We start from the raw sequence: 24,579 nt of genomic DNA, 5'->3' as shown, positions 1-24,579 counted from the left end.
GCATCCTCCCCACCTCGCCCGCATACACTGATCCTATGAATCTGCCCCTTGCAGCCGACCACGCCATGGCAGGCTTTCACCCCGCCGTTCGCGCCTGGTTCAGCCAGACATTCCCGGCGGTCACGGCCGCCCAGGCCCAAGCGTGGCCGTTGATCGGCCAGCGTCGTTCGACCCTGGTGGCGGCGCCTACCGGCTCGGGCAAGACCTTGACGGCTTTTCTCGCCGTGCTCGATGACCTGGTGCATCGCGGCCTGGAACAGGGCGGCCTGCCGGACCAAACGCTGGTGGTCTACGTCTCGCCGCTCAAGGCCTTGAGCAACGATATCCAGATCAACCTGCAAAATCCGCTGGCCGGCATCACCGAACAGCTGCGGCGGATGGACCTGCCCCCCCTGCACATCACCACCGCTGTGCGTACCGGCGACACGCCGCAGAAAGAACGCTCGGCGATGCGCAAGACCGCGCCGCACATCCTGGTGACCACCCCCGAATCGCTCTACGTGCTGCTCGGTTCCGATTCCGGCCGGCAGATGCTCGCCAGCACCCGCACGGTGATCGTCGACGAAATCCACGCCATCGCCGCCAGCAAGCGCGGCAGCCACCTGGCCTTGAGCCTGGAACGCCTGCAAGCCCTGTGCGCCGAACCGTTGATGCGCATCGGCCTGTCCGCCACGCAAAAGCCCATCGAAGCGGTGTCGCGTTTTCTCGTCGGTGAGGGACGTAGCTGCGAAATCGTCGACATCGGCCACGCCCGCCCCCGGGACCTGGACATAGAGGTGCCGCCAGTACCGCTGTCGGCGGTGATGGCCAATGACGTGTGGGAACTGGTCTACAACCGCCTCGCCGAGCTGGCCCGGGAACACCGCACCACCCTGGTGTTCGTCAACACCCGGCGCCTGGCCGAGCGCCTGAGCCGTCATCTGAGCGAGCGCCTGGGCAAGGACGCCGTGGCGGCCCATCACGGCAGCCTGGCCAAGGAGTTTCGCCTCGACGCCGAACAACGCCTCAAGCGCGGCGAACTGAAGGTGCTGATCGCCACCGCGTCCCTGGAGCTGGGCATTGATATCGGCGATGTCGACCTGGTCTGCCAGATCGCCTCGCCCCGTTCGATCTCGGCGTTCCTGCAACGGGTCGGTCGTTCCGGTCACCAGGTCGGTGGCACGCCCAAGGGCCGCCTGTTCGCCACCACCCGCGACGACTTGATCGAATGCGCCGCCCTGCTCGACTGCGTGCGCCGTGGCGAACTCGACATCCTGCACATTCCCAAGGCGCCACTGGATGTGCTGGCCCAGCAGATTGTCGCCGAGGTCAGTTGCCGGGAATGGCCGGAGCAGGCGCTGCTGGAGACCTTCCGCCGCGCCTCGCCCTACGCCGAGCTGGACGAAGGGCATTACCAGGCGCTGTTGCAGATGCTCGCCGAAGGCCTCAATGGCCGCCAGGGCGTGCGCAGCGCCTACCTGCACCGCGATGCCGTGACCCGGACCCTGCGCGGGCGCCGGGGCAGCAAGCTGACCGCCGTGACCAGCGGCGGCACCATTCCAGACAATGCCGACTACAGCGTGCTGCTCGAACCCCAAGGGCTGAACATCGGCAGCGTCAACGAAGACTTCGCGGTGGAGAGCATTGCCGGCGATGTGTTCCAGTTGGGCAATACCTCTTACCGCATCATTCGCGTCGAAACTGGCCGCGTGCGGGTCGAGGACGCCCAGGGCCAACCGCCGACCATCCCGTTCTGGCTCGGCGAAGCGCCGGGACGCAGCGCCGAATTGTCCCTGGCCGTGGCGCGCCTGCAAGCCCAGCTCGATCAACTGCTCGGCGCCACGCCGGGCCATCTGCAACCGGCCCTGGATTGGCTGACCGGCACCCTGCAACTGAACCTGGCCAGCGCCGAACAACTGGTGGATTACCTGGCCCCGGCGCGCCTGGCCTTCGGCGCCCTGCCGTCCCAGGACACGCTGCTGATGGAGCGTTTTTTCGACGAGTCCGGCGGCACGCAACTGATCATCCACACGCCCTTCGGCAGCCGTATCAACCGCGCCTGGGGCCTGGCCTTGCGCAAGCGCTTCTGCCGCACCTTCAACTTCGAATTGCAGGCCGCCGCCAGTGAAGACGCCATCGTGCTCTCGCTGTCCACCAGCCACAGCTTCGAACTGGACGAAGTGTGGCGCTACCTCAACAGCCACAGCGCCGAGCAGATCCTGGTCCAGGCGGTGCTGGATGCGCCGCTGTTCGGCGTGCGCTGGCGCTGGAACGCTGGCGTGGCCCTGGCCTTGCCGCGCTACGCCGGCGGGCGCAAAGTCGCCCCGCAGATCCAGCGGATGAAAAGCGAGGACCTGATTGCCAGCGTGTTTCCGGACCAGATCGCCTGCCTGGAAAACCTCGCCGGCGAGCGGGAAATCCCCGACCATCCGCTGGTGGAACAGACCCTCGACGATTGCCTGCACGAAGCCATGGACAGCGAAGGTTGGCTGACGCTGTTGCGGCGCATGGAAGCCGGCCAGATTCGCCTGATCAGCCGCGACCTGCCGGCGCCCTCGCCGCTGGCGGCGGAAATCCTCAGCGCCCGGCCCTACACCTTTCTCGACGACGCGCCGCTGGAAGAACGGCGCACCCAGGCGGTGATCAACCGGCGCTGGAGCGATCCACAGGCCACCGACGACCTCGGCGCCCTGGACGCCGAAGCCATCCAGTCGGTCCGGGATGAAGCCTGGCCGACGCCGACCAATCTTGATGAGATGCACGAAGCCTTGATGAGCCTGGCCTGCATCGCCGACAGCGAAGCCAACGCCCACGCGCCGTGGCTGGATTGGTTGCAGACGCTGGCCGAGGGCGGACGCGCCAGCCATGTGCAGATCAGCGCCGAACGCGGCTTGTGGGTGGCGCTGGAACGGCTGACGTGTCTGCAAGCGGTTTATCCACAGGCCCAATGGCAACCAGCGCTGACGCCCTTGGCCGGTTTCGATGAAGCCTGGGACGGCGACGAGGCCCTGGTGGAAGTGCTCCGCGCCCGACTCAGCGCCTTTGGCCCGCTGCCGTTGAAGGCCATTGCCTACCCGCTGGGGTTGTTGACACCGCAGGTCACCCAGGCCCTGGCGCAGCTCGAGCAGCAAGGCTATGTGCTGCGTGGGCGGTTCACGCCGGGCACCGGCCAGGAGGAATGGTGCGAGCGGCATTTGCTGGCGCGGATTCATCGCTACACGGTCAAGCGCCTGCGCCGGGAAATCGAGCCGGTGATGTTGCAGGACTTCATGCGCTTTTTGTTCGACTGGCAGCACCTGTCGTCATCCACCCAGGGCCGGGGCACTGCCGTGCTGCCATCGATCCTCGGCCAGTTCGAAGGTTTCCCGGCCGCGGCGTCAGCCTGGGACAGCGACCTGCTGCCGGCGCGGATCAAAGACTATTCGCCCAGTTGGCTCGATGAGTTGTGCCGCAGTGGCAAGTGGGTATGGACGCGCCTGAGTGCGCACCAGAAGCCTTCCGCCAGCGCCCTGCGCAGCACGCCGGTGGTATTGCTGCCGCGCAGCCAGGTGGCGCTGTGGAGCAGCCTGGCCGGGCAAACGGCCCTTGATGAGCTGTCGCCCAAGACACAAAAAGTCCATCAGGCCCTCGCCGAACACGGCGCGCTGTTTTTCGACGAACTGGCCCACGAGGCCCATCTGCTGCGCAGCGAACTGGAAATCGCCTTGCAGGAACTGGTGGGTGCCGGGTTGGTGAATGCCGACAGCTTCGCCGGCTTGCGCGCGCTGATCACCCCCGCCAGCAAACGCCAGGCCCGCAGCAGTCGGCGCGGGCGCGGGGCGTTTGTCGGCGGCATGGACGACGCCGGGCGCTGGGCCTTGCTGCGCCGTAGCCAACCCGCACCGGTGGAAGGTAACCGCCCGGCGCCGACACCGCCCGAGACCCTGGAACACATCGCCATGACCCTGCTGCGCCGCTACGGCGTGGTGTTCTGGCGCTTGCTGGAGCGGGAGGCGGATTGGTTGCCGAGCTGGCGCGAGCTGCTGCGTACCTTTCATCGCCTGGAGGCGCGGGGCGAGATTCGTGGCGGGCGGTTCGTCAGCGGCCTGGCAGGCGAACAATTCGCCCTGCCCGAAGCCATCCCGCTGCTGCGCGAAGTGCGCCGCCGCCCCACCGACGGCAGCCTGGTGGCGGTGTGCGGCGTCGACCCGCTGAACCTGGCCGGCACCCTGCTGCCGGGGGCGAAAGTGCCGGCGCTGGCGGGCAATCGGCTGGTGTATCGCGATGGTTTGCCGGTGGCGGCGCAGATTGCTGGCAAGCAGCATCTTTGGATGGAGTTGGATGCTCATGGGATGGCTGAGATCAGGAATAAGCTGATCCAACACCATTAGCCTACACATCACACCTGTGGCGAGGGAGCTTGCTCCCGCTGGGCTGCGTAGCAGGCCCAAACAATACATCCGTGCGCGGCAATATCCGCCCAAAGCGACGACTGCTTCGCAGCCGAGCGGGAGCAAGCTCCCTCGCCACAGGGTTACCGATTAGCTCACGACTCCCCCGATTCTTTCGGCTCCTCCACGAACCGCTTGGGCAACATCACCTGCTGTGGATAAGTCTGCGCAAAGTGCACCGCCGGGTGGTTATCCACAAGCTTCTTCAACTGCTGGTTGAACGCCCGGCTCACCGCATATTGCCCACCCGACACGGTGCGGAACTGCGCCGTGAGCACCACGCCGTTGAGGTCCATCTTGTCCACGCCAAACACATCCAACGGCCCTTGCAGGTTGAACTTGAGGAACGGGTCTTCGGCGATCGAACGCCCGGCCTCGCGAATCAGCTCGATGGCCTGGTCCACGTCGGTGTCATAGGTGAACTGCACAGAGAAGAAAGCAAAGGCAAATTGCCGGGACTGGTTTGTCACCGCCTTGATCTGGCCGAACGGCACCGAATGCACGAAGCCCTTGCCGTCGCGCAGGCGCAGGGTGCGGATGGTCAGGCCTTCGACGGTGCCGGCGTGGCCAGAGCTGAGCACAACCCAGTCGCCGATGGACAGCGTGTCTTCGATAATGATGAACAGCCCAGTGATGACGTCCTGCACCAGTTGCTGGGAACCGAAGCCGATCGCCAGCCCCACCACCCCGGCACCGGCCAGCAACGGCGCGACGTTGATGCCCAGGTTGGCCATGGTGGTGATCGCGCAAATCACCACCAGGATGATTTTCGCCGCGTTGCGCAACAGCGGCAGGATGGTCTTGACCCGGGTACTGGGCTGACGGGCCCCGCGCTTGTTCAACGGCGGTTTCAGGGCTTCCTGGATCGCCGTGTCGAGCACCACCCACGTGAGCCAGGTCATCAGGAAGATCAGGCCGATGCGGCTCAAGGAATCGCTGATCGCCCGGCCTATGGCATTGCGCGAGGCGAACTCGAACAGGGAAATGCCCCAGATCCGTCCGAGGACTTCGATGAATACCACCGCCATGACGATGCGCAGCAACGCGTGCAGCAGGCTCAACAGGCGGCCCTTGTAGGCGCTGTTGCGCTGGATGGCCTCGGCCTTGGGCGACTTGAAGACGTGTTGGAACACCGTGCTGAGGAACACCGTGGCGATCAGCAGGATGGTGGTGAACAGCGCACAACGCAGGGCTTTCTGGTTGTCCTCGCCGACACCGATCAGGCTCACCGCCGACACCAGCACCATCAACAGGATCGGCCAATACCAGAGCCCGGAGAAAATCCGCAGCGACTCCTGCAAGGCCGGTTGCTTCAAGCGCTGGGCCAGCGGGCGGTTGCGGATCAGGTGCGCCACGGGCCTGCGCATGCGAATCACCAGCCAGCCAAAGATCACCGAGGCAAACAAGCCGGTGAACACTGCGATGCTGCTGGTGATGTTGCCGCCCAGTTGCCGGGCGATCTGTGGGCTGGTCAGGGCATCGCTGAGGGCGGCGAGAAAACCGATCATGAACAATGGCCGGGGGCTGAAGCGCCGGATCATCGCCACCGCCCGGCGTTTGTGACCCGCGTTGAACATCACGATCACGCACAGCAACACCGAGGTGGAGAAAATGCCGCTGCTGGTGGCGTAGGCGAAGCACAGCGCCAGGGCGCGACCGACCGACACCTGCAGGAAGTGGCTGACGTACAGGGTCAGCGGCAGGCAGATCAACGCCGCAGCGGTGTACGGCAGCAGATAACCGAGCAGGTCGCGCAGGCGCTGGCGGGTGCGCAACCAGCGGCGCCGGCCCAGATGGCGCAGCAGCAGCCGCGCGCCCGACCAGATCAGTGCAAAAGCGCCGATCCAGACGCTCGACAACAACAGGAAATCCCCCGCCACGCGCCAGGACGAACGGGACGTCTGGTCTACCAGCCGGTCCATCTCATCCGCCGCCCGGTCCGCCCGCAGGCGCCAGGCATCCACCAGGCTTTGGTTGAGATCGAGTTTGTCCTGGACATCGTCAATGCTCGAACTGATGGCCCCCAATAAACCGCCCTGCACCAGCGGCGCAGGTTCGGCGGGCGGTTCATCGGGCTTGGAGGTGCCAGGGACAGCGGCGGTGCCGTAGGCGCTGGTACCGGTCAGCGCCAGCAAGAACAGCAGCAATACAGTGCTCAATCGAGACAAGACGCGAGGCTCCTTCACACGGGATCGGTAAGGAACTGATCAATATTGCGCCGGCAAGTTCGCTCGCAAGGCCAATACAAAACCTTGTGGCGAGGGAGCTTGCTCCCGCTGGGGCGCGCAGCGGCCCTGTTTTTGGGACTTACTGCGCATCCCTCGCCACAGCTTCACTGCCGCCGGGCATCCCATCGAAACTTTCCAGGCCGCGCAACAGTCATCAAAAGACACAGGCTGCACGAGGTCATTGGCACGGGAGGGATACATGACGGCGATCCACATTGGCATTTCCGGTTGGCGCTACACGCCCTGGCGGGGGGATTTCTACCCCAAGGGGCTGGCCCAGAAACGGGAACTGCAATTCGCCTCGCGAGCGGTCAATAGCATCGAAATCAATGGATCGTTCTACGCCCTGCAACGCCCCGAACGGTATGCCCAGTGGTACGCCGAGACACCGCCCGGCTTCGTGTTCAGCGTCAAGGCCCCGCGTTTCATCACCCATATCAAGCGCCTGCGGGACATCCGCAAGCCGTTGGCCAATTTCTTCGCCTCCGGCGTGCTGGAGCTCAAGGAGAAGCTGGGCGCGATCCTCTGGCAGTTTCCGCCCAGCTTCAAATTTGACCCCGAGCTGTTCGAAGACTTCCTCAAGCAACTGCCCCACGACACCGAAGGTGCCGCCGCCCTGGCCCGCGAGCACGAGCCGCGCCTGGACGGCCACGCCAGCACCACCACTGATAAAAAGCGCCCACTGCGCCACGCCGTGGAAATCCGCCATGAGAGCTTTATCGACCCGCACTTCGTCACGCTGCTCAAGCGCTACGACGTGGCCCTGGTGATCGCCGACACGGCCGGCAAATGGCCCTATCGTGAAGACGTCACCAGCGATTTCGTCTACCTGCGCCTGCACGGCGCCGAGCAGCTGTACGCCAGCGGCTACACCGACGAGGCGTTGAAGCGCTGGGGCGCGCGGATCGAGGCCTGGAGCCACGGCAAGCAACCCACCGACGCCCAGTTGATCGACCCCGACAAGAAACCCCGGGCCCGTAAAAGCAGGGAAGTGTTCTGCTATTTCGACAACGACATCAAAGTCCGCGCGCCCTATGACGCACGCCACTTGCTGGAGCACTTCCATCTGGACAAGGACCTCGCCACCGCGCCCGGCGAGCGCCCGGCCGAAGGGGTGTTGCCATGAACCGCCCGGAAACCAGCGAAACGACCCACGAGCCGACCCAGCAACAGGCCCAGGTTCTCGACCCGGTTAGCCGTTTCACCGTGCTGACGGTCAACACCCACAAGGGCTTCACCGCCCTGAACCGGCGCTTCATCCTGCCGGAACTGCGCGAAGCGGTGCGCAGCGTGTCCGCCGATGTGGTGTTCTTGCAGGAAGTCCACGGCACCCACGAACACCACCCCCAGCGCTATAGCAACTGGCCGAGCATGCCGCAATACGAGTTCCTGGCCGACAGCCTCTGGCCGCAGTTCGCCTACGGGCGCAACGCGGTGTATCCGGCGGGCGACCACGGCAACGCGCTGCTGTCGAAATTCCAGATCATCCGCCACGACAACCTGGACGTGTCCATCAGCGGCCATGAGAACCGCGGCATGCTCCACAGCGTGCTGCGCCTGCCGGGCGATGGACAGCAAGTGCACGCCATTTGCGTGCACCTGGGGCTGCGCGAAGGTCATCGTGTCGAGCAACTCAAGCTGCTTTGCCAGCGCTTGAGCGAACTGCCGCCCGACGCGCCAGTGATCGTCGCGGGTGACTTCAACGACTGGCGCGGCAAGGCCAGTGAACTGCTCGAACCCTGCGGCCTGCGGGAAGTGTTCGCCGAACAGTGGGGCAAACCGGCCCGCAGCTTTCCGGCGCGCCTGCCGGTCCTGCGCCTGGACCGCATCTACGTGCGCAACCTCAAGGCCCGTCATCCCAAGGTGTTGAGCGTACGACCCTGGTCGCACCTCTCCGACCACGCACCGCTGTCGGTGGAGATCGAATTATGAGCGCGACAATGAACAAGGCGACGGTTGAGCAGGTCGAGGTGCCACCCACCGAACGCAACCCGGCGCTGACGGATATCGAATACGGCTGGCACGGCAACAATCGCGTCAAGCTGTTGGAAAACGGCGAAGAGTATTTCCCCAGGGTCTTCGAAGCCATTCGCCGGGCCGAGGCAGAAATCCTCCTGGAGACTTTCATCCTGTTCGAGGACAAGGTCGGTTATGAACTGCGGGACCTGTTGGTCGAAGCTGCCGCGCGGGGAGTGCGCATCACCGTCAGCCTCGATGGCTTCGGCTGCGGAGAGCTGACCACCGAATTCCTCGCCTCGTTGAGCGACGCTGGCGTGCGCCTGCAAATGTTCGATCCTGCCCCACGGCGCCTGGGCATCCGCACCAACTGGTTCCGTCGCCTGCACCGCAAGATCGTGGTGGTGGACGGGGTGATTGCGTTTATCGGCGGGATCAATTTTTCCGCCGACCACCTGGGCGATTTCGGACCCGAGGCCAAGCAGGATTACTCCGTGGAAATCAAAGGCCCGGCGGTGGTGGATATCCATCACTTCGCGCTGTTGCAGAGCGGACGGCCTGCCCGGGCCAAATACTGGTGGCAACGGCGTCGCAGTCGGCGCAACGAATTGGCCATCAACGACCACGACGGCCAGGTGCGCCTGGTCTACCGGGATAATCACGAACACCAGACCGACATTGAAGAGGTTTACCTGCAAGTGCTGCGCAGCGCCCAGCGGCGGGTGGTGATCGCCAATGCCTACTTCTTCCCTGGCTACCGGTTGCTGCGCGAGATCCGCAACGCGGCACGGCGGGGCGTGGAAGTACGGCTGATCCTGCAAGGCCAGCCGGACATGCTGATCGCCAAGCTCGCCGCGCGCATGCTCTACAGCTACCTGCTCAAGGCCGGCGTGGTGATCTACGAATATTGCGAGCGACCGCTGCACGGCAAGGTCGCCCTGGTGGATGAGGATTGGAGCACGGTGGGTTCGAGCAACCTCGACCCGCTGAGCCTGTCCCTGAATCTGGAAGCCAATGTGCTGATCCGCGACCGGGCGTTCAATCGCGAGTTGTTCGAGCGCCTCGACTATCTGAGCCGCAACCATTGCACCGCCATGCCCGAGGACCACGCCCCCCGGGGCCTGTTGTGGCGTATGACCATCGGTTTCATGGTGTTCCACTTTTTGCGCCATTTCCCGGCCTGGGCCGGCTGGCTGCCGGCCCATAAACCGCGTCTGAAACCATTTTCACCGCCGACGGCGGTCCGGAGCGAACCCCATGAACCACTCTGAAGCGCACGCCGCGCCGAGAGATGCCCATGCGCCGGAACAGTCCAAGCCCAAATCCCGCTGGAGCCGCTGGAGCCGCTGGAAAAGACCGCTGACCCTGGCGTTTTTCCTGCTGTTGATCGTGCTGTTCACCACCTTGGCCCGACGCATCGATTGGTCGGAAGTGTTCGCCACCCTGGCAGACTTCAAGGTGCGCACCTTGATCATTGCCGCCGCGCTGACCGTCACCAGTTTCATCACCTATGCCTGCTTCGACCTGATCGGTCGCACCTACATCCGCCAGAAACTGGGTTGGCGGCAGATCTTGCCGGTGGGGGTGATCAGTTACGCGTTCAACCTCAACCTCAGCGCCTGGGTCGGTGGTATCGCCATGCGCTATCGCCTGTATTCGCGACTGGGGGTCAGCAGCGGGAACATCGCCAAAATTCTCGGCCTGAGCCTGGCCACCAACTGGTTCGGCTACATGACCTTGGCCGGGGTGGTGTTCAGCAGCGGCCTGGTGACCATGCCGCCGGGCTGGAAACTCAGCAGCGATGCGTTGCAAGGCGTCGGCGCGCTGTTGCTGCTGGTGAGTGCCGGTTACCTGGTGGCCTGCCGGTTTTCCAAGCGCCGGGCCTGGACGATTCGCGGCATGGAAATCAATCTGCCGTCGCTGCGCATGGCGGTGCTGCAACTGGCGTTGGGCGCGCTGAACTGGTCGTTGATGGCGGCGGTGATCTTCACGTTGCTGCCCGGCAAACTGGATTATCCAGTGGTGCTCGGGGTGTTGCTGATCAGCAGCATTGCGGGGGTCATCACCCACATTCCGGCGGGGCTTGGGGTGTTGGAAGCGGTGTTCGTTGCGCTGCTGCAACATGAAGTGTCGCGGGGCAGCCTGCTGGCGGGATTGATCGCCTACCGGGCGATCTATTTCATCCTGCCGTTGCTGATTACCGTGGTGATGTACCTGGTGATCGAGGCGAAGGCCAAGGCGTTGCGGGTCAAGCCTGGGGTCAAGTGATGGGTTGCCTGGCCTGGCCTCATCGCGAGCAAGCTCGCTCCCACATTGGATCGGTTGTGAACACACTTATCTCGATCGCTACACATCCCCTGTGGGAGCGAGCCTGCTCGCGATGGGCCCCCAACACCGCACGATCAGCGTTCATGGATGATGCTCAAGCGCTCTCCCACCACCATTTCCGTGATCCAGTCCACCAGGATCGAGGTGTAGGCCTGCTGTGACACGGGGTCGCTCAAGGCATGATCGGCACCGTCGATGATCCGGTGAGTCAGCGAGTGGGTCTGCTGGCACGCCGCCCGGTAGCTCATGATGGTGGCATGGGGCACGTAGGCATCGGTCTCGGACTCCACCAGCAACACATCGCCGGTGAACTGCGAACACGCATGCAAGGCGCGATTGGTTCCGGCGTGCACCAGCGTGCTGCGGTAATCCAGCAGGTCGGTCTTGTCCAGGTCGCGCTTGGGGGTGTGCCATTGCTCGTCGCGGTACAGCGCTGGCACCCGCAGGGCCAGCCAGCGTACCGGACGCAACGAAGTCAGAATCGAAGCCAGGTAGCCACCATAACTGGTGCCCACCACGGCAATCGCCGAGGTATCCAAGGCCGGGTGCGCGAGCAAGCGGTCGTAGGCCGCCAACAGGTCTCGCAGGTTGTCCTCGCGGGTGACCCGCGACAACGGGATCCCCGCTCCGCCGGTGTGCCCACGCAAGTCGAAGGTCAGGCACACGCAACCCAGGCCGGCGATGCCTTTGGCCCGTTCCAGGTCCCGCTCCTGGCTACCGCCCCAGCCGTGCACGAACAACACGCCAGGAACCTTCGACTTGGGACTCAGGAATGTCCCGTTCATGCGTTCATCGTCAATCTCGATCTGAATGGTTTCACTTCTAGCCGTCATAGGATTGAACCGTTACGTATTTGAGAAGGAAGTCACCGTTGTGCGCCTCGCCGCGATAGACCTCCCTCGCGCCGGGCGGCAGCGGTTGCTCGGTGTAGGTCTCCACCGAGGACACCCGCACCGCGCTGGTTTGCGGCGCTTCGACGAACACCTGCAACGCCGCCAGTTCGGCGCTGCTGGCGCCGCCCATGCGCCATGACTGTTCCAACACACCGCCACGGGGCTGGCCGGCGGCATCCAGGCCCTGGGCGATGTCGTAATTGCGCCGCGATGCAAAAAAGCTCGGGTAGGCCTGATTGGCGGCGTCATCGAACACCTGCGCCAGGCGCACCGCCTCGCGCACATCGTCGGGCAGTTCGAGCCTGAGCAACTCGATATAACCGCCCTGTACTATCAGCAGGCCCGACCCGCCGTACACCTCCACCCCCTCGCTGTCGTGGGTCAGGTGTTGCACACCGCAATAACTCAGGACCTTGCCGTTGATGAAGCTCTGGCCGACGCTCTGGGTCTTGACCTCGTTGAGGTGCTGTTCCAGCGCCACCCCATCGCGAAACAGCGCCTGGGCGTCCGGCCCGGCGACAATTTCATCGAACTGCGCCAGGCTCTTGATCAGCCGTTGCCCGCGCCCGGCACAGGCATGGATCGGCTTGAGGCGAATCGGCCCGGTGTACAGCAAGTGCTCGGCGGCCGGGCGCGCATCCTTGAGCGAAAAGACCGTCACGCCATCGAGTACCGCGCCTCGCGTGAGCTTGGCAAACAGCGGCGACCAGCCTTTGGGCGCCACGGCATCCTTATTCAACAGACCGTGGGTAATCGCCTTGGTGCAGATAAAATCATGCTCGACATACCCACCCCACACATCCTCCGGCCCCTTGACCCCCAGGCGCATCAAGGTTTCGGTGCCGATCAGGGTTTGCGTGGGCAACAGATAAAGATCATGACCGGCCCGAGGGTCATGACTGTCGTCGTACTCCCATCCCAGGATCTGTGCCAGCCACCGGGCCAGTGCACGATTGGTCTCGACCTCATGGCGCGGCGCTTGTGGATTGACCGAATAGGCCACTACCCGCTTGTTGCGATTGACTGGTGTCATGCGTTGCCCTTTTTCCTGCGTTCGATGGCTTTGGATATGCCTGTGAATCAGGAAAGGTGCAGAGATCAGGCCAACGGTGGCATCGGCAGGGATGGCTCAGCCAAACGGGCGTCTAGTGCGCAGTTGATAGCATCGGGCCTGTTTCATTCTGCACGACCCATGATAGGCATCCCGCAAATTGCACGATATCCAGCAGCAAAGAACCTACACCGGATGTAGTCAGTTGGGATGGTGGGGCTGCTGCGCAGCCCAGCGGGAGCAAGCTCCCTCGCCACAAAGGTCCAGTGTCAGCCTTTGGGAGTGCCCGGTGGATTTACCCCAAACCGCGCCCGATAATCACTCGGCGCCAACCCGGTGATTTTCCTGAACGTCGCGCGAAAGGCGCTCGGGTCCTGGTAACCGACGGTCCAGGCAATGTGGTCGATGGTGCCATTGGTGAACTCCAGCATTTCCCGGGCTTTGCCGACGCGCAGATGCTGGCAGTATTCGGTGGGCTTGAGCCCGGTGGCGGCGCGAAACCTGCGCAGGAAGGTACGTTCTTCCAGCCCGGCGCGTTCGGCCATCGCACCGAGGGAAACCTCCACCGCGCCGCTGCTTTGCAACCAATGCTGGACCTTGAGAATCGCCGGGTCGCCATGGCCGAGGATGGGTGCAAAATTACTGCCGCACTGGCTCGCGCTGTCGCTGTGCTCGATCACCAGGAATTGCGCCGTGCGCGTGGCGATGCTGGGCCCGAGCAGGCGGTCCACCAGGCGTAGCCCCAGCTCCGACCAGGCCATCAGCCCGGCGGTGGTGATCAGGTCGCCGTCGTCGACGATGGGTTTGTCGGCATTGAGCTTGATTTTCGGGTAACGCGCGGCAAAGGTCTTGGCCGAAGTCCAGTGGGTGGTGGCGCTGCGCCCGTCGAGCAGGCCGCTTTCGGCCAGCAGGATCGAGCCCACGCAAACCCCGCCGAGCACTGTGCCGTCGGCATGCTGCGCCCGCAGCCAATCCATCAGCGCCTGAGAGACCAAACCTTCACTGAAACCGGCAAGGGACGGTGGAATCAACAACGCCACCAGCTTGCCCGCCGGGCCTGTTTCGCTGTCGAACACCCGCAACGGCGCCTCGCCCTCCTCCGCCCGCCAGTGACTTACCCGCAGCGTTGGCAACTGCACGCTGGCATGCTCGGCCGCGATCCGCTGAGCCACGGCGAACAGATCGGTCAAGCCATGCACCGCCGCCAGTTGCGCGCCAGGGTAGATGAGCACCCCAAGCTCGGCGACCGCCCTTTGCTGCATCATTGTCAGTTTTCCCTCGCTTATTGTCGTTGCGGCCAATCCTCGAAGCGACGGTAAAAGCCAATACTGGCTTCACACCCAATCTGATCGAGGAAGCCCCCATGTCGAAGCAAGCGCTCATCGTAGTCGATATCCAGAACGACTACTTCCCCCAGGGCAAATGGCCGTTGGTCGGCGCCGAAGCCGCCGCCGACAATGCCGTACGGTTGATCGAAGCCTTCCGTCAGGCCGGTGATCGCGTGGTGCACATCCGCCACGAGTTCACCTCCGACGACGCCCCGTTCTTCACCCCAGGCTCGGAAGGCGCACAACTGCATCCTAAAGTGCTCAACCGCGCCGACGAACCGGTGGTGCTCAAACATTTCGTCAATTCGTTTCGTGAGACCGAACTACAATCCCTCCTCGAGCACCATGGCATCGAACAACTGGTGGTGGTCGGCAGCATGAGCCACATGTGCGTCGACGGCGTCGTGCGGGCGGCGGCAGACCTGGGCTACGGCGTCACGGTGATCCACGATGCCTGCGCCACCCTCGACCTGGAATTCAACGGCGTCGTCGTGCCGGCCGCCCAAGTGCACGCGGCGTTCATGGCCGCGCTGGGGTTTGCCTATGCGAGTGTGGTGAGCACCGAGCAATTCCTGGCCGACCATCAATAAACCCACGACATTACTAAAAACCGCACTTCATCATCCAAGTGCGGTTTTGCCTCAGGCATCAACGGCGTGTCTGGAGGCGATCAAGTCTCCAGCACGAGCAACAACCGCGGCGTCGTCGCCACGAACCCCATCTGCTGCGCTTCGCGCGCCATCCCTTCAGCTTCTCGCCGCTGCGCCCCTACTGTTTTTACTAGGCGTACTTGAGGAATAACGATAAGAATGGCCGGGCATTTTTCCCAAGAGCCAGCCGTATGAAACGCAAACGCCCACCGCGCCTGGTCGAATCTCCGTTCCCGACCGCTACATCAGCGCCACTGCACCCGCCCTCGTGGGATTGCTCAAGCAACGTATCCAGGCCGGGATACCTGGGCACGATGGTGTATGCCGTGGTAATGCTGCTGGCCTTGCCGGTCTATGGGCTGACAGTGCTATCGACGAAGCTGTTTCATGTCGGACAAAACCTGTCGCCCATTCATACAAGAGTGATCGAGGCCCCCCTGTTTATAGCGCTCGCGTTCATCAGCGCATTCGCGGCCGTCTGCGTGCTCAACTGGCTGGCATCCGGACCTGAGGTGCTCGGTTTCTGCTTTGACGAACGCCAGCAACGCCTCACCTTCACCCAATGCCGCCCTGCCCGGCAAACCACCGAAGAATGCGTGCCGTACAGCGACATCCACTCCATCAGGCCCTACATAACGACCGCTTCCGCCCACTTTTGTCACTTTGTGGTGTGCTTCGCCGGGGCCAATGGCAAACCGATCGAACTTCGGTTTTCGGAGGTAACGGTGCGGGACATGGCGTTCCATGCCGAATGGTTGAGGCAGTCGATTGGCGAGAGGATGCAGGAAGTATTGGATCTGGATTTGTGAGCATGACCGGGATTGCCCGGGGTCCTCAAGTCATGAACCTGGCCTGCGCCAATAAATAAAAAGCCCCAAGGGCAGAGTGCGCTTGGGGCTTTTTTTCAAACTATTGGCTGAGTAGTCTCAACCCGTCATCAGAACGGAATATCGTCATCAAAGCTGTCGAAATCCGGAGCCGGTTGCGGCGCGGCCTGTTGGGGGGCCGGGCGTTCACGTTGTGGCTGCGGAGCCGACTGCTGTGGACGAGGTGCCTGCTGACGAGGGGCCGACTGCTGATAGTTGTTGCCACCTTGTTGCTGGTCGCCCTGTGGACGGCCACCCAGCAATTGCATGGTGCCTTGCATGTCGACCACGATTTCGGTGGTGTAACGCTTGATGCCGTCTTTTTCCCACTCGCGGGTCTGCAGCTTGCCTTCGATGTACACCTGCGAACCCTTGCGCAGGTATTCGCCGGCGATCTCAGCCACTTTGCCGAACATCGACACGCGGTGCCATTCGGTCTTCTCGACCTTCTGGCCGGTCTGCTTGTCGGTCCACTGTTCGCTGGTCGCCAGACTCAGGTTGGTCACGGCGTTGCCGTTCGGCAGGTAGCGAACTTCGGGATCCTGGCCGCAAGTACCGACCAATATGACTTTGTTAACCCCACGGGCCATAACGTTCTCCTAGGCTTCGCACGTAGTCGGGGCCGGGTTGTTCACCAGGCGCTCGAGCGTCGCACGATCCAATAATTCGGTGTCGAGTTTGATATACACGGCCGCTTCGTCGGCGACCACCACTGCATCGGTTACTCCAACGACGGCCTTCAGACGCTCGGTCAGGCCAGCCTCACGAATCGCCTCGGGCGATAAGGGCAAGCGCAGGCTCGTCACATAGGGAGGTTCGCGCATGGTAACAGCAAAGGCCAACCAAAGTGCAGCCAGCGCGGCACAACCCAGGAACACAACCGACAAACCGCCATGCTGGAACAGCCAGCCGCCGAGGATCCCGCCCAACGCCGAACCCAGGAACTGGCTGGTGGAATAAACCCCCATCGCCGTGCCCTTGCCGCCCGCCGGCGAGACCTTGCTGATCAACGACGGCAGCGAGGCTTCCAGCAGATTGAACGCGGTGAAGAACACCACCGTGCCGATCACCAGGGCCCGCAAGCTATCGCCGAACTGCCAGAAGAATAGCTCAGTGAGCATCAGCGTCATGACGGCGCCGAGCAAAACTCGTTTCATTTTGCGTCGTTTTTCGCCATAGATGATGAACGGGATCATGGCGAAGAACGAAATCAGCAGCGCCGTCAGGTAGACCCACCAGTGCTGCTCCTTGGGCAGGCCGGCCTTCTCGACCAGGGCCAGCGGCAAGGCCACGAAGCTGGACATCAGCATGGCGTGGAGCACGAAAATGCCCAGGTCCAGGCGCAACAGGTCCGGGTGCTTGAGCGTCGGGATCAGCGCCTGGCGCGCCACCCCGGATTCCCGGTGCTGCAACGGGCCAGTGGCGTGCGGCACCATGAACGCCACGATCAGGATCCCCACCAGTGCCATGGCCCCGGTCGCCAGGAACAGGCCGGACAAGCCAAAGGCGCGGGTCAGCAAGGGGCCTACCACCATGGCCACGGCAAACGACAGACCAATGGTCATGCCGATCATGGCCATGGCCTTGGTTCGATGTTGTTCGCGAGTCAAGTCTGACAGCAGCGCCATGACGGCCGCGGAAATAGCCCCGGCGCCCTGCAGGATGCGTCCGGCGATCACGCCCCAGATCGAGTCGGCATTGGCCGCCAGCACACTGCCCAGGGCGAAGACGATCAGCCCCAGGTAGATGACCGGGCGCCGGCCGATACGGTCGGAAATGACCCCGAACGGGATCTGGAAGATCGCCTGGGTCAGGCCATAGGCGCCAATCGCCAACCCGATGAGGGCCGGGGTCGCGCCAGCCAGGTCCATGCCATAGGTCGCCAGCACCGGCAACACCATGAACATGCCCAGCATACGGAAGGCGAACACCAGGGCCAGACCGCTTGCTGCGCGCGTCTCGCCACGACTCATGCGTTCGCTGTGGGGATCTTGCATGGAAAAACCTCATGTGAACCGGCGGCGATTCTACCAGTCCCATCGATTGAGAGGGTATATGGCGACCGTTTGCCGCGCAGTCTTCATGTATGGCTGCAATCGCACCTTCAATAGTGTGCATCCATCCAGTATTTGCCCGTATACTCCTACGTTTTCGACGCCCGCCGAGCGAGGCCACTTTGGACAAGATCCTGATTCGTGGGGCCCGTACCCACAACCTGAAGAACATCGACCTGACCCTGCCACGGGACAAGCTGATCGTCATCACCGGCCTGTCCGGATCCGGCAAATCATCCCTGGCCTTCGACACGTTGTACGCTGAAGGCCAGCGACGCTATGTCGAATCGCTGTCGGCCTACGCCCGGCAGTTCCTGTCGATGATGGAAAAACCCGACGTCGACACCATCGAAGGCCTGTCGCCGGCCATTTCCATCGAACAGAAGTCGACTTCCCATAACCCCCGGTCGACGGTCGGCACCATCACCGAGATCTACGACTACCTGCGCTTGCTGTATGCGCGGGTCGGTATTCCCCGTTGTCCCGATCACGACATTCCCCTGGAAGCCCAGACCGTCAGCCAGATGGTCGACCTGGTGCTGGCCCAGCCCGAAGGCAGCAAGCTGATGCTGCTGGCCCCGGTGGTTCGCGAACGCAAGGGCGAACACCTGATGGTGTTCGAAGAACTGCGCGCCCAGGGCTTCGTGCGGGCCCGGGTCAACGGCAAGCTGTGCGAGCTGGACGAACTGCCGAAACTGGATAAACAGAAGAAGCATTCGATCGATGTGGTGGTCGACCGCTTCAAGGTCCGTGCCGACTTGCAGCAGCGGTTGGCCGAGTCCTTCGAGACGGCACTGAAACTGGCCGACGGCATCGCCCTGGTCGCACCGATGGACGACGAGCCCGGCGAGGAGATCATTTTCTCCGCGCGTTTCGCCTGCCCGATCTGCGGCCATGCCATCAGCGAGCTGGAACCCAAGCTGTTCTCCTTCAACAACCCGGCTGGCGCCTGCCCGACCTGCGACGGCCTGGGGGTCAAGCAGTTCTTCGACACCAAGCGCCTGGTCAATGGCGAGCTGACCCTGGCCGAAGGCGCGATTCGCGGCTGGGACAGGCGCAACGTCTATTATTTCCAGATGCTCGGTTCGCTGGCGGCCCATTACAAGTTCAGCCTGGATAAACCGTTCAACGAGCTGCCCGCCGACCAGCAGAAATTCATCCTGCAGGGCAGCGGCTCGCAGAATGTCGACTTCAAATACCTCAACGACCGCGGCGACATCGTCAAGCGCTCCCACCCGTTCGAAGGCATCGTGCCGAACCTGGAGCGACGCTACCGCGAGACCGAATCGGCCAGCGTGCGCGAAGAACTGGCCAAGTTCCTCAGCACCCAGCCCTGCCCGGACTGCCGTGGCACCCGTTTGCGTCGCGAAGCGCGACACGTATGGGTCGGCGAGAAGACGCTGCCGGCGGTGACCAGCCTGCCGATTGGCGACGCTACCGATTATTTCGGCGGCTTGAAGCTCACCGGCCGTCGGGGCGAAATCGCCGACAAGATCCTCAAGGAAATCCGCGAGCGCCTGCAGTTCCTGGTGAACGTCGGCCTGGACTACCTGACCCTCGACCGCAGCGCCGACACCCTGTCCGGCGGCGAAGCCCAGCGTATCCGTCTCGCCAGCCAGATCGGCGCCGGCCTGGTGGGGGTGATGTATATCCTCGACGAGCCGTCCATCGGCCTGCACCAGCGGGACAACGACCGGTTGCTCGGCACCCTGAAGCACCTGCGGGACATCGGCAACACGGTGATTGTGGTCGAGCACGACGAGGACGCCATCCGCCTGGCGGACTACGTGGTGGACATCGGCCCGGGCGCAGGGGTCCATGGCGGGCATATCGTTGCCCAGGGCACCGCCGCCGAAGTCATGGCGCACCCTGACTCCCTGACCGGCAAATACCTGTCGGGCCGGGTGAAGATCAAGGTTCCGGCCAAACGTACGCCGCGCAACAAGAAGCTGTCGCTGACCCTCAAGGGCGCCCGTGGCAACAACTTGCGCAACGTCGACCTGGAAATCCCGATCGGCTTGCTGACCTGCGTGACCGGCGTGTCCGGCTCCGGCAAGTCGACGCTGATCAACAACACCCTGTTCCCCCTCAGCGCCACGGCCCTGAACGGCGCCACGACCCTGGAAGCGGCCGCCCACGACAGCATCAAGGGCCTGGAGCACCTGGACAAGGTGGTCGACATCGACCAGAGCCCGATTGGCCGTACCCCGCGTTCCAACCCGGCGACCTATACCGGGTTGTTCACACCGATCCGCGAACTGTTCGCCGGCGTGCCAGAGTCCCGCTCGCGCGGCTACGGCCCGGGGCGTTTCTCGTTCAACGTCAAGGGCGGGCGCTGCGAAGCCTGCCAGGGCGATGGCCTGATCAAAGTGGAAATGCACTTCCTGCCAGACATCTACGTGCCGTGCGATGTGTGCAAGAGCAAGCGCTACAACCGCGAGACCCTGGAGATCAAATACAAGGGCAAGAACATCCACGAAACCCTCGAGATGACCATCGAGGAAGCCCGGGTGTTCTTCGACGCGGTGCCAGCCCTGGCGCGCAAGCTCCAGACGCTGATGGATGTGGGCCTGTCGTACATCAAGCTGGGGCAATCGGCAACGACCTTGTCCGGCGGTGAAGCCCAGCGGGTCAAGCTGTCCCGCGAGCTGTCCAAGCGCGACACCGGCAAGACCCTGTATATCCTCGACGAGCCGACCACAGGCCTGCACTTCGCCGATATCCAGCAATTGCTCGACGTGCTGCACCGCCTTCGCGACCACGGCAATACTGTAGTGGTGATCGAACACAACCTGGACGTGATCAAGACCGCTGACTGGCTGGTGGACCTGGGGCCGGAAGGCGGCTCCAAGGGTGGCCAGATCATCGCCGTAGGGACGCCGGAACAAGTGGCCGAGATGAAGCAGTCCTACACCGGCTACTACCTCAAGCCGTTGCTGGAACGTGATCGGGACTGATTTCACCCGAGCACGAAAAAGCCCCTGTCATCTCATCGGTGACAGGGGCTTGATCGTTCCCACGCTCTGCGTGGGCATGCAGCTTGGGACGCTCTGCCTTCCCTTTCCCAGCAATCAGAATTGCGATTGCAGGTAGTTTTCCAACCCGATCAGCTTGATCAGTCCCAACTGCTTCTCCAGCCAGTAGGTATGGTCTTCTTCGGTGTCGTTGAGCTGGATCCGCAGGATCTCGCGGGTCACGTAGTCGTTGTGCTGCTCGCAGAGCTCGATGCCTTTGCACAGTGCGGCGCGGACTTTGTATTCCAGGCGCAGGTCGGCGGCGAGCATGTCGGGCACCGTGGTACCGACGTCGAGGTCATCGGCACGCATGCGTGGCGTGCCTTCGAGCATCAGGATCCGGCGCATTAGCGCATCGGCGTGCTGGGTCTCTTCTTCCATCTCGTGGTTGATACGTTCGTAGAGCTCGGTAAAACCCCAATCCTCGTACATCCGCGAATGGATGAAATATTGATCACGGGCTGCCAGTTCGCCTGTCAGCAACGTGTTGAGGTAATCGATTACGTCTGGGTGACCTTGCATCGCCCTACATCTCCACAAGCTCTTAAAGGTTGTAGTTTGAACCAAGCTGAGCGCAAGGTCACTGTCTCAACGCTACAAAAGCGAAGAAAATCCGAGAAAACCAGGTTAAATAACGCAAAAACCACCCAAATGAGGGCGGTTCTGCTTCTCGTTTAGACTTAGTTAAGCGCTACACCCAAGGCTTTTGCGATGCCCTCTCCATAGGCAACATCGGCCTTGAAGAAATGCTGCAGCTGACGGTCAACCACATCTGCCGACACGCCTGCCATTGCACCGGCGATATTGCTGATCAACAGCGCCTTCTGCTCATCGCTCATCAAGCGGAACAGCGCACCGGCGTGGCTGTAGTAGTCGGTGTCTTCGCGATGATCGTAACGGTCCGCCGCGCCACTGAGAGCCAGTGCAGGTTCTGCGTAACGCGGGGCTTGCTTCGGCGCTTCCACGTAGCTGTTAGGCTCGTAGTTCGGTGCCGCCCCGCCATTGCTGCCAAACGCCATGGCACCGTCGCGCTGATAGGTATTGACCGGACTGCGCGGCGCATTCACCGGCAATTGCTGGTGATTGGTGCCCACACGGTAGCGATGCGCATCCGCGTAGGCGAAAACACGGCCCTGCAGCATACGGTCCGGCGAGAGGCCAACCCCAGGCACCATGTTGCTAGGGCCAAACGCCGCTTGCTCGACTTCGGCAAAGTAATTCAGCGGGTTGCGGTTGAGCTCGAGCACACCGACTTCGATCAGCGGAAACTCTTTCTGCGACCAGGTCTTGGTGACGTCGAACGGATTCTCGTAATGGGCTGCGGCCTGGGCTTCGGTCATGATCTGGATGCAAACGCTCCATTTCGGGAAGTCACCGCGCTCGATGGCGCTGAACAAGTCACGCTGGGCGTAATCCGGGTCCGTCCCGGCCAGGCGTGCTGCCTCTGCCGGCGCGAGGTTCTTGATCCCTTGCTGGGTCTTGTAGTGCCACTTCACCCAGTGGCGCTCACCCTGTGCGTTGATCAGGCTGTAGGTGTGGCTGCCGAAGCCGTGCATGTGGCGGTAGCCATCCGGAATACCGCGATCGGAAAACAGAATGGTGACCTGGTGCAACGCCTCAGGCGAATGCGACCAGAAATCCCACATCGCCTGGGCGCTTTTCAGATTGCTTTGCGGCAGACGTTTCTGGGTGTGGATGAAGTCTGGAAATTTCAACGGATCACGGATGAAGAATACCGGGGTGTTGTTGCCGACGATGTCCCAGTTGCCTTCCTCGGTGTAGAACTTCAGGGCGAAACCGCGCGGATCGCGTTCGGTGTCGGCAGAACCACGCTCACCGCCCACGGTGGAGAACCGCAGGAAAGTTGGGGTTTGCTTGCCGACTGTGTCGAACAACTTGGCGCTGGTGTACTGCGTGATATCCCGGGTCACGGTAAATGTACCGTAGGCGCCCGAGCCTTTGGCGTGCACACGGCGTTCAGGAATATTTTCGCGGTTGAAGTGGGCGAGTTTCTCGATCAGGTGGAAATCGTCGAGCAGCAGCGGGCCGCGCGGGCCGGCGGAGCGAGAGTTCTGGTTATCGGCGACAGGAGCGCCGCTGGCGGTCGTAAGCGTTTTGGTCTGGCTCATGCTCAATCTTCCTAGGTCGGTCTTCGAACTGCCGGCTAATCGGCTGGAAAGGAGTATTGATCATGTTAATGACAGTATCCAAATTCATTAAATCATGGACATCGATAGTTATTATCTAAATCTGAAGACTTGCCGATAGCGAAACCTGACGAGACGGTGTTTCTGCTTTTCTAGCAGGCACAAAAAACCGGGCACGAGGCCCGGTTTTTTGTATGTTGCCGACTTACTCAGCGGATACAGCTTCGCCGCTGGTAGCACGATCAACCAACTCGACGTACGCCATAGGCGCGTTGTCGCCAGCGCGGAAACCGCACTTGAGGATGCGCAGGTAGCCACCCTCACGGGTAGCGTAACGCTTGCCCAGGTCGTTGAAGAGCTTACCAACGATAGCTTTCGAACGAGTACGGTCGAAAGCCAGACGGCGGTTAGCCAGGCTATCTGTCTTGGCCAGAGTGATCAGCGGCTCAGCAACGCGACGCAGTTCTTTGGCTTTCGGCAGTGTAGTTTTGATCAGCTCGTGCTCGAACAGCGACACCGCCATGTTTTGGAACATGGCCTTGCGGTGCGAGCTGGTGCGGCTCAGGTGACGACCACTTTTACGATGACGCATGGTTCATTCCTTACCAAACACAACGTTCGGTGATTACGACGATCAGGCAGTCGCCTTGTCGTCCTTCTTAAGACTTGCAGGCGGCCAGTTGTCGAGGCGCATGCCGAGGGACAGACCGCGGGAGGCCAGAACGTCCTTGATTTCAGTCAAGGATTTCTTGCCAAGGTTCGGAGTCTTCAACAGCTCTACTTCGGTACGCTGAATCAGGTCGCCGATGTAGTAGATGTTTTCCGCCTTAAGGCAGTTAGCCGAACGTACAGTCAGTTCCAGATCGTCAACCGGGCGAAGCAGGATCGGATCGATCTCGTCTTCCTGCTCGACAACCACTGGCTCACTGTCACCCTTGAGGTCGACGAACGCAGCCAACTGCTGTTGCAGGATGGTTGCAGCACGGCGGATAGCCTCTTCAGGATCCAGGGTACCGTTGGTTTCCAGATCAATAACCAGCTTGTCCAGGTTGGTACGCTGTTCGACACGGGCGTTTTCCACCACGTATGCGATACGGCGAACTGGGCTGAACGAAGAGTCAAGCTGCAAGCGACCGATGCTGCGGCTTTCGTCTTCATCGCTCTGACGCGAGTCTGCCGGTTCATAACCACGACCACGAGCTACGGTGAGCTTCATGTTCAGGGCGCCGTTAGACGCCAGGTTAGCGATTACGTGATCGGGGTTAACGATCTCGACATCATGATCCAGCTGAATATCGGCAGCGGTAACCACCCCCGAACCCTTCTTCGACAAGGTCAGCGTAACTTCGTCACGACCGTGCAGCTTGATAGCCAGACCTTTCAGGTTCAACAGGATTTCAATTACGTCTTCCTGTACACCTTCGATGGCGCTGTACTCATGGAGCACACCGTCAATCTCGGCCTCGACTACTGCACAGCCGGGCATTGAGGACAACAGGATGCGGCGCAGCGCGTTGCCCAGGGTGTGGCCGAAACCACGCTCGAGAGGCTCGAGTGTGATCTTGGCGCGGGTTGGACTGACAACCTGCACATCAATATGGCGGGGTGTCAGGAACTCATTTACCGAAATCTGCATGGATGCACCTATTTTCTAG

18 protein-coding genes are annotated in these 24,579 nt (G+C 62.3%); 8 read left to right on the top strand and 10 right to left on the bottom strand.

Features of this window, described 5'->3' with window-relative positions; translation table 11 throughout:
* The first annotated feature begins 35 nt into the window (after positions 1-35).
* Positions 36-4,349 (top strand): DEAD/DEAH box helicase, encoded by a 4,314-nt coding sequence (locus tag BM300_RS22040; RefSeq protein WP_092464011.1) that lies wholly within the window; start codon positions 36-38, stop codon positions 4,347-4,349.
* Positions 4,350-4,504: 155 nt separating this feature from the next.
* On the opposite strand, the gene BM300_RS22035 is transcribed toward BM300_RS22040, so the two are convergent.
* A complete protein-coding gene (locus BM300_RS22035; RefSeq protein WP_092464008.1) occupies positions 4,505-6,577 on the bottom strand; it encodes a mechanosensitive ion channel family protein in 2,073 nt (690 codons plus the stop codon).
* A gap of 259 nt (positions 6,578-6,836) precedes the next feature.
* Between BM300_RS22035 and BM300_RS22030 the strand changes: the two genes are divergently transcribed.
* The 4 genes from BM300_RS22030 to BM300_RS22015 are packed head-to-tail and all read left to right on the top strand — an operon-like array spanning position 6,837 to position 10,861.
* Complete coding sequence (locus BM300_RS22030; RefSeq protein WP_072346380.1) at positions 6,837-7,763, top strand: DUF72 domain-containing protein; 927 nt, start codon at positions 6,837-6,839, stop codon at positions 7,761-7,763.
* Positions 7,760-8,569 (top strand): endonuclease/exonuclease/phosphatase family protein, encoded by an 810-nt coding sequence (locus BM300_RS22025; protein WP_092464005.1) that lies wholly within the window; start codon positions 7,760-7,762, stop codon positions 8,567-8,569. Before BM300_RS22030 ends, BM300_RS22025 begins: the two co-directional genes overlap by 4 nt.
* Positions 8,566-9,864 (top strand): cardiolipin synthase ClsB, encoded by a 1,299-nt coding sequence (gene clsB / locus BM300_RS22020; protein WP_092464002.1) that lies wholly within the window; start codon positions 8,566-8,568, stop codon positions 9,862-9,864. The genes BM300_RS22025 and clsB overlap by 4 nt, the downstream gene beginning before the upstream one ends.
* The gene (locus BM300_RS22015; protein WP_092463999.1) at positions 9,851-10,861 is read left to right on the top strand and encodes a lysylphosphatidylglycerol synthase domain-containing protein; all 1,011 of its coding nucleotides are present in this window, start codon (positions 9,851-9,853) and stop codon (positions 10,859-10,861) included. Before clsB ends, BM300_RS22015 begins: the two co-directional genes overlap by 14 nt.
* A gap of 134 nt (positions 10,862-10,995) precedes the next feature.
* On the opposite strand, the gene BM300_RS22005 is transcribed toward BM300_RS22015, so the two are convergent.
* From BM300_RS22005 to BM300_RS21995, 3 genes are all read right to left on the bottom strand, one after another.
* Positions 10,996-11,754 (bottom strand): alpha/beta hydrolase family protein, encoded by a 759-nt coding sequence (locus BM300_RS22005; RefSeq protein ID WP_092463992.1) that lies wholly within the window; start codon positions 11,752-11,754, stop codon positions 10,996-10,998.
* Entirely contained in the window at positions 11,744-12,847 is a 1,104-nt protein-coding gene (locus BM300_RS22000) for a DUF3182 family protein (protein WP_092463989.1), read from the bottom strand. The genes BM300_RS22005 and BM300_RS22000 overlap by 11 nt, the downstream gene beginning before the upstream one ends.
* Positions 12,848-13,134: 287 nt before the next feature.
* Complete coding sequence (locus tag BM300_RS21995; protein ID WP_092349628.1) at positions 13,135-14,130, bottom strand: GlxA family transcriptional regulator; 996 nt, start codon at positions 14,128-14,130, stop codon at positions 13,135-13,137.
* A 98-nt stretch (positions 14,131-14,228) separates the two neighbouring features.
* Between BM300_RS21995 and BM300_RS21990 the strand changes: the two genes are divergently transcribed.
* Complete coding sequence (locus BM300_RS21990) at positions 14,229-14,783, top strand: cysteine hydrolase family protein (protein WP_092149698.1); 555 nt, start codon at positions 14,229-14,231, stop codon at positions 14,781-14,783.
* A 251-nt stretch (positions 14,784-15,034) separates the two neighbouring features.
* Positions 15,035-15,652, top strand: coding sequence for a hypothetical protein (locus tag BM300_RS21985; protein WP_170862088.1), 618 nt, complete (start codon positions 15,035-15,037; stop codon positions 15,650-15,652).
* A 128-nt stretch (positions 15,653-15,780) separates the two neighbouring features.
* On the opposite strand, the gene BM300_RS21980 is transcribed toward BM300_RS21985, so the two are convergent.
* Together BM300_RS21980 and BM300_RS21975 are read right to left on the bottom strand one after the other, a co-directional pair.
* The gene (locus BM300_RS21980; RefSeq protein WP_092444796.1) at positions 15,781-16,299 is read right to left on the bottom strand and encodes a single-stranded DNA-binding protein; all 519 of its coding nucleotides are present in this window, start codon (positions 16,297-16,299) and stop codon (positions 15,781-15,783) included.
* A 9-nt stretch (positions 16,300-16,308) separates the two neighbouring features.
* Positions 16,309-17,706 carry an MFS transporter gene (locus BM300_RS21975; protein WP_092149695.1) on the bottom strand — a complete coding sequence of 466 codons (1,398 nt, stop codon included), beginning with the start codon at positions 17,704-17,706 and terminating at the stop codon, positions 16,309-16,311.
* Between the two features lie 179 nt (positions 17,707-17,885).
* Here BM300_RS21975 and uvrA point away from each other — a divergent pair, with 179 nt between their 5' ends.
* Positions 17,886-20,720 carry an excinuclease ABC subunit UvrA gene (gene uvrA / locus BM300_RS21970; RefSeq protein WP_063324142.1) on the top strand — a complete coding sequence of 945 codons (2,835 nt, stop codon included), beginning with the start codon at positions 17,886-17,888 and terminating at the stop codon, positions 20,718-20,720.
* A 114-nt stretch (positions 20,721-20,834) separates the two neighbouring features.
* Here uvrA and bfr read toward each other — a convergent pair whose 3' ends face one another.
* The 4 genes from bfr to rpoA form a co-directional block, all read right to left on the bottom strand.
* Positions 20,835-21,299 (bottom strand): bacterioferritin, encoded by a 465-nt coding sequence (gene bfr / locus BM300_RS21965; RefSeq protein WP_014340470.1) that lies wholly within the window; start codon positions 21,297-21,299, stop codon positions 20,835-20,837.
* A gap of 158 nt (positions 21,300-21,457) precedes the next feature.
* Complete coding sequence (locus BM300_RS21960; RefSeq protein ID WP_092463987.1) at positions 21,458-22,906, bottom strand: catalase; 1,449 nt, start codon at positions 22,904-22,906, stop codon at positions 21,458-21,460.
* A gap of 223 nt (positions 22,907-23,129) precedes the next feature.
* Entirely contained in the window at positions 23,130-23,516 is a 387-nt protein-coding gene (rplQ, locus tag BM300_RS21955; protein ID WP_003186009.1) for a 50S ribosomal protein L17, read from the bottom strand.
* Between the two features lie 42 nt (positions 23,517-23,558).
* Positions 23,559-24,560 (bottom strand): DNA-directed RNA polymerase subunit alpha, encoded by a 1,002-nt coding sequence (gene rpoA, locus BM300_RS21950; protein WP_003186012.1) that lies wholly within the window; start codon positions 24,558-24,560, stop codon positions 23,559-23,561.
* Positions 24,561-24,579: the final 19 nt, after the last annotated feature.

Origin of the sequence: Pseudomonas sp. NFACC46-3, from assembly GCF_900114515.1 — a bacterium.
GTDB lineage: Bacteria > Pseudomonadota > Gammaproteobacteria > Pseudomonadales > Pseudomonadaceae > Aquipseudomonas > Aquipseudomonas fluorescens_Q.
The sequence above is the reverse complement of the archived record's forward strand: the minus strand, read 5'-3'. Positions and strand labels throughout refer to the sequence as shown.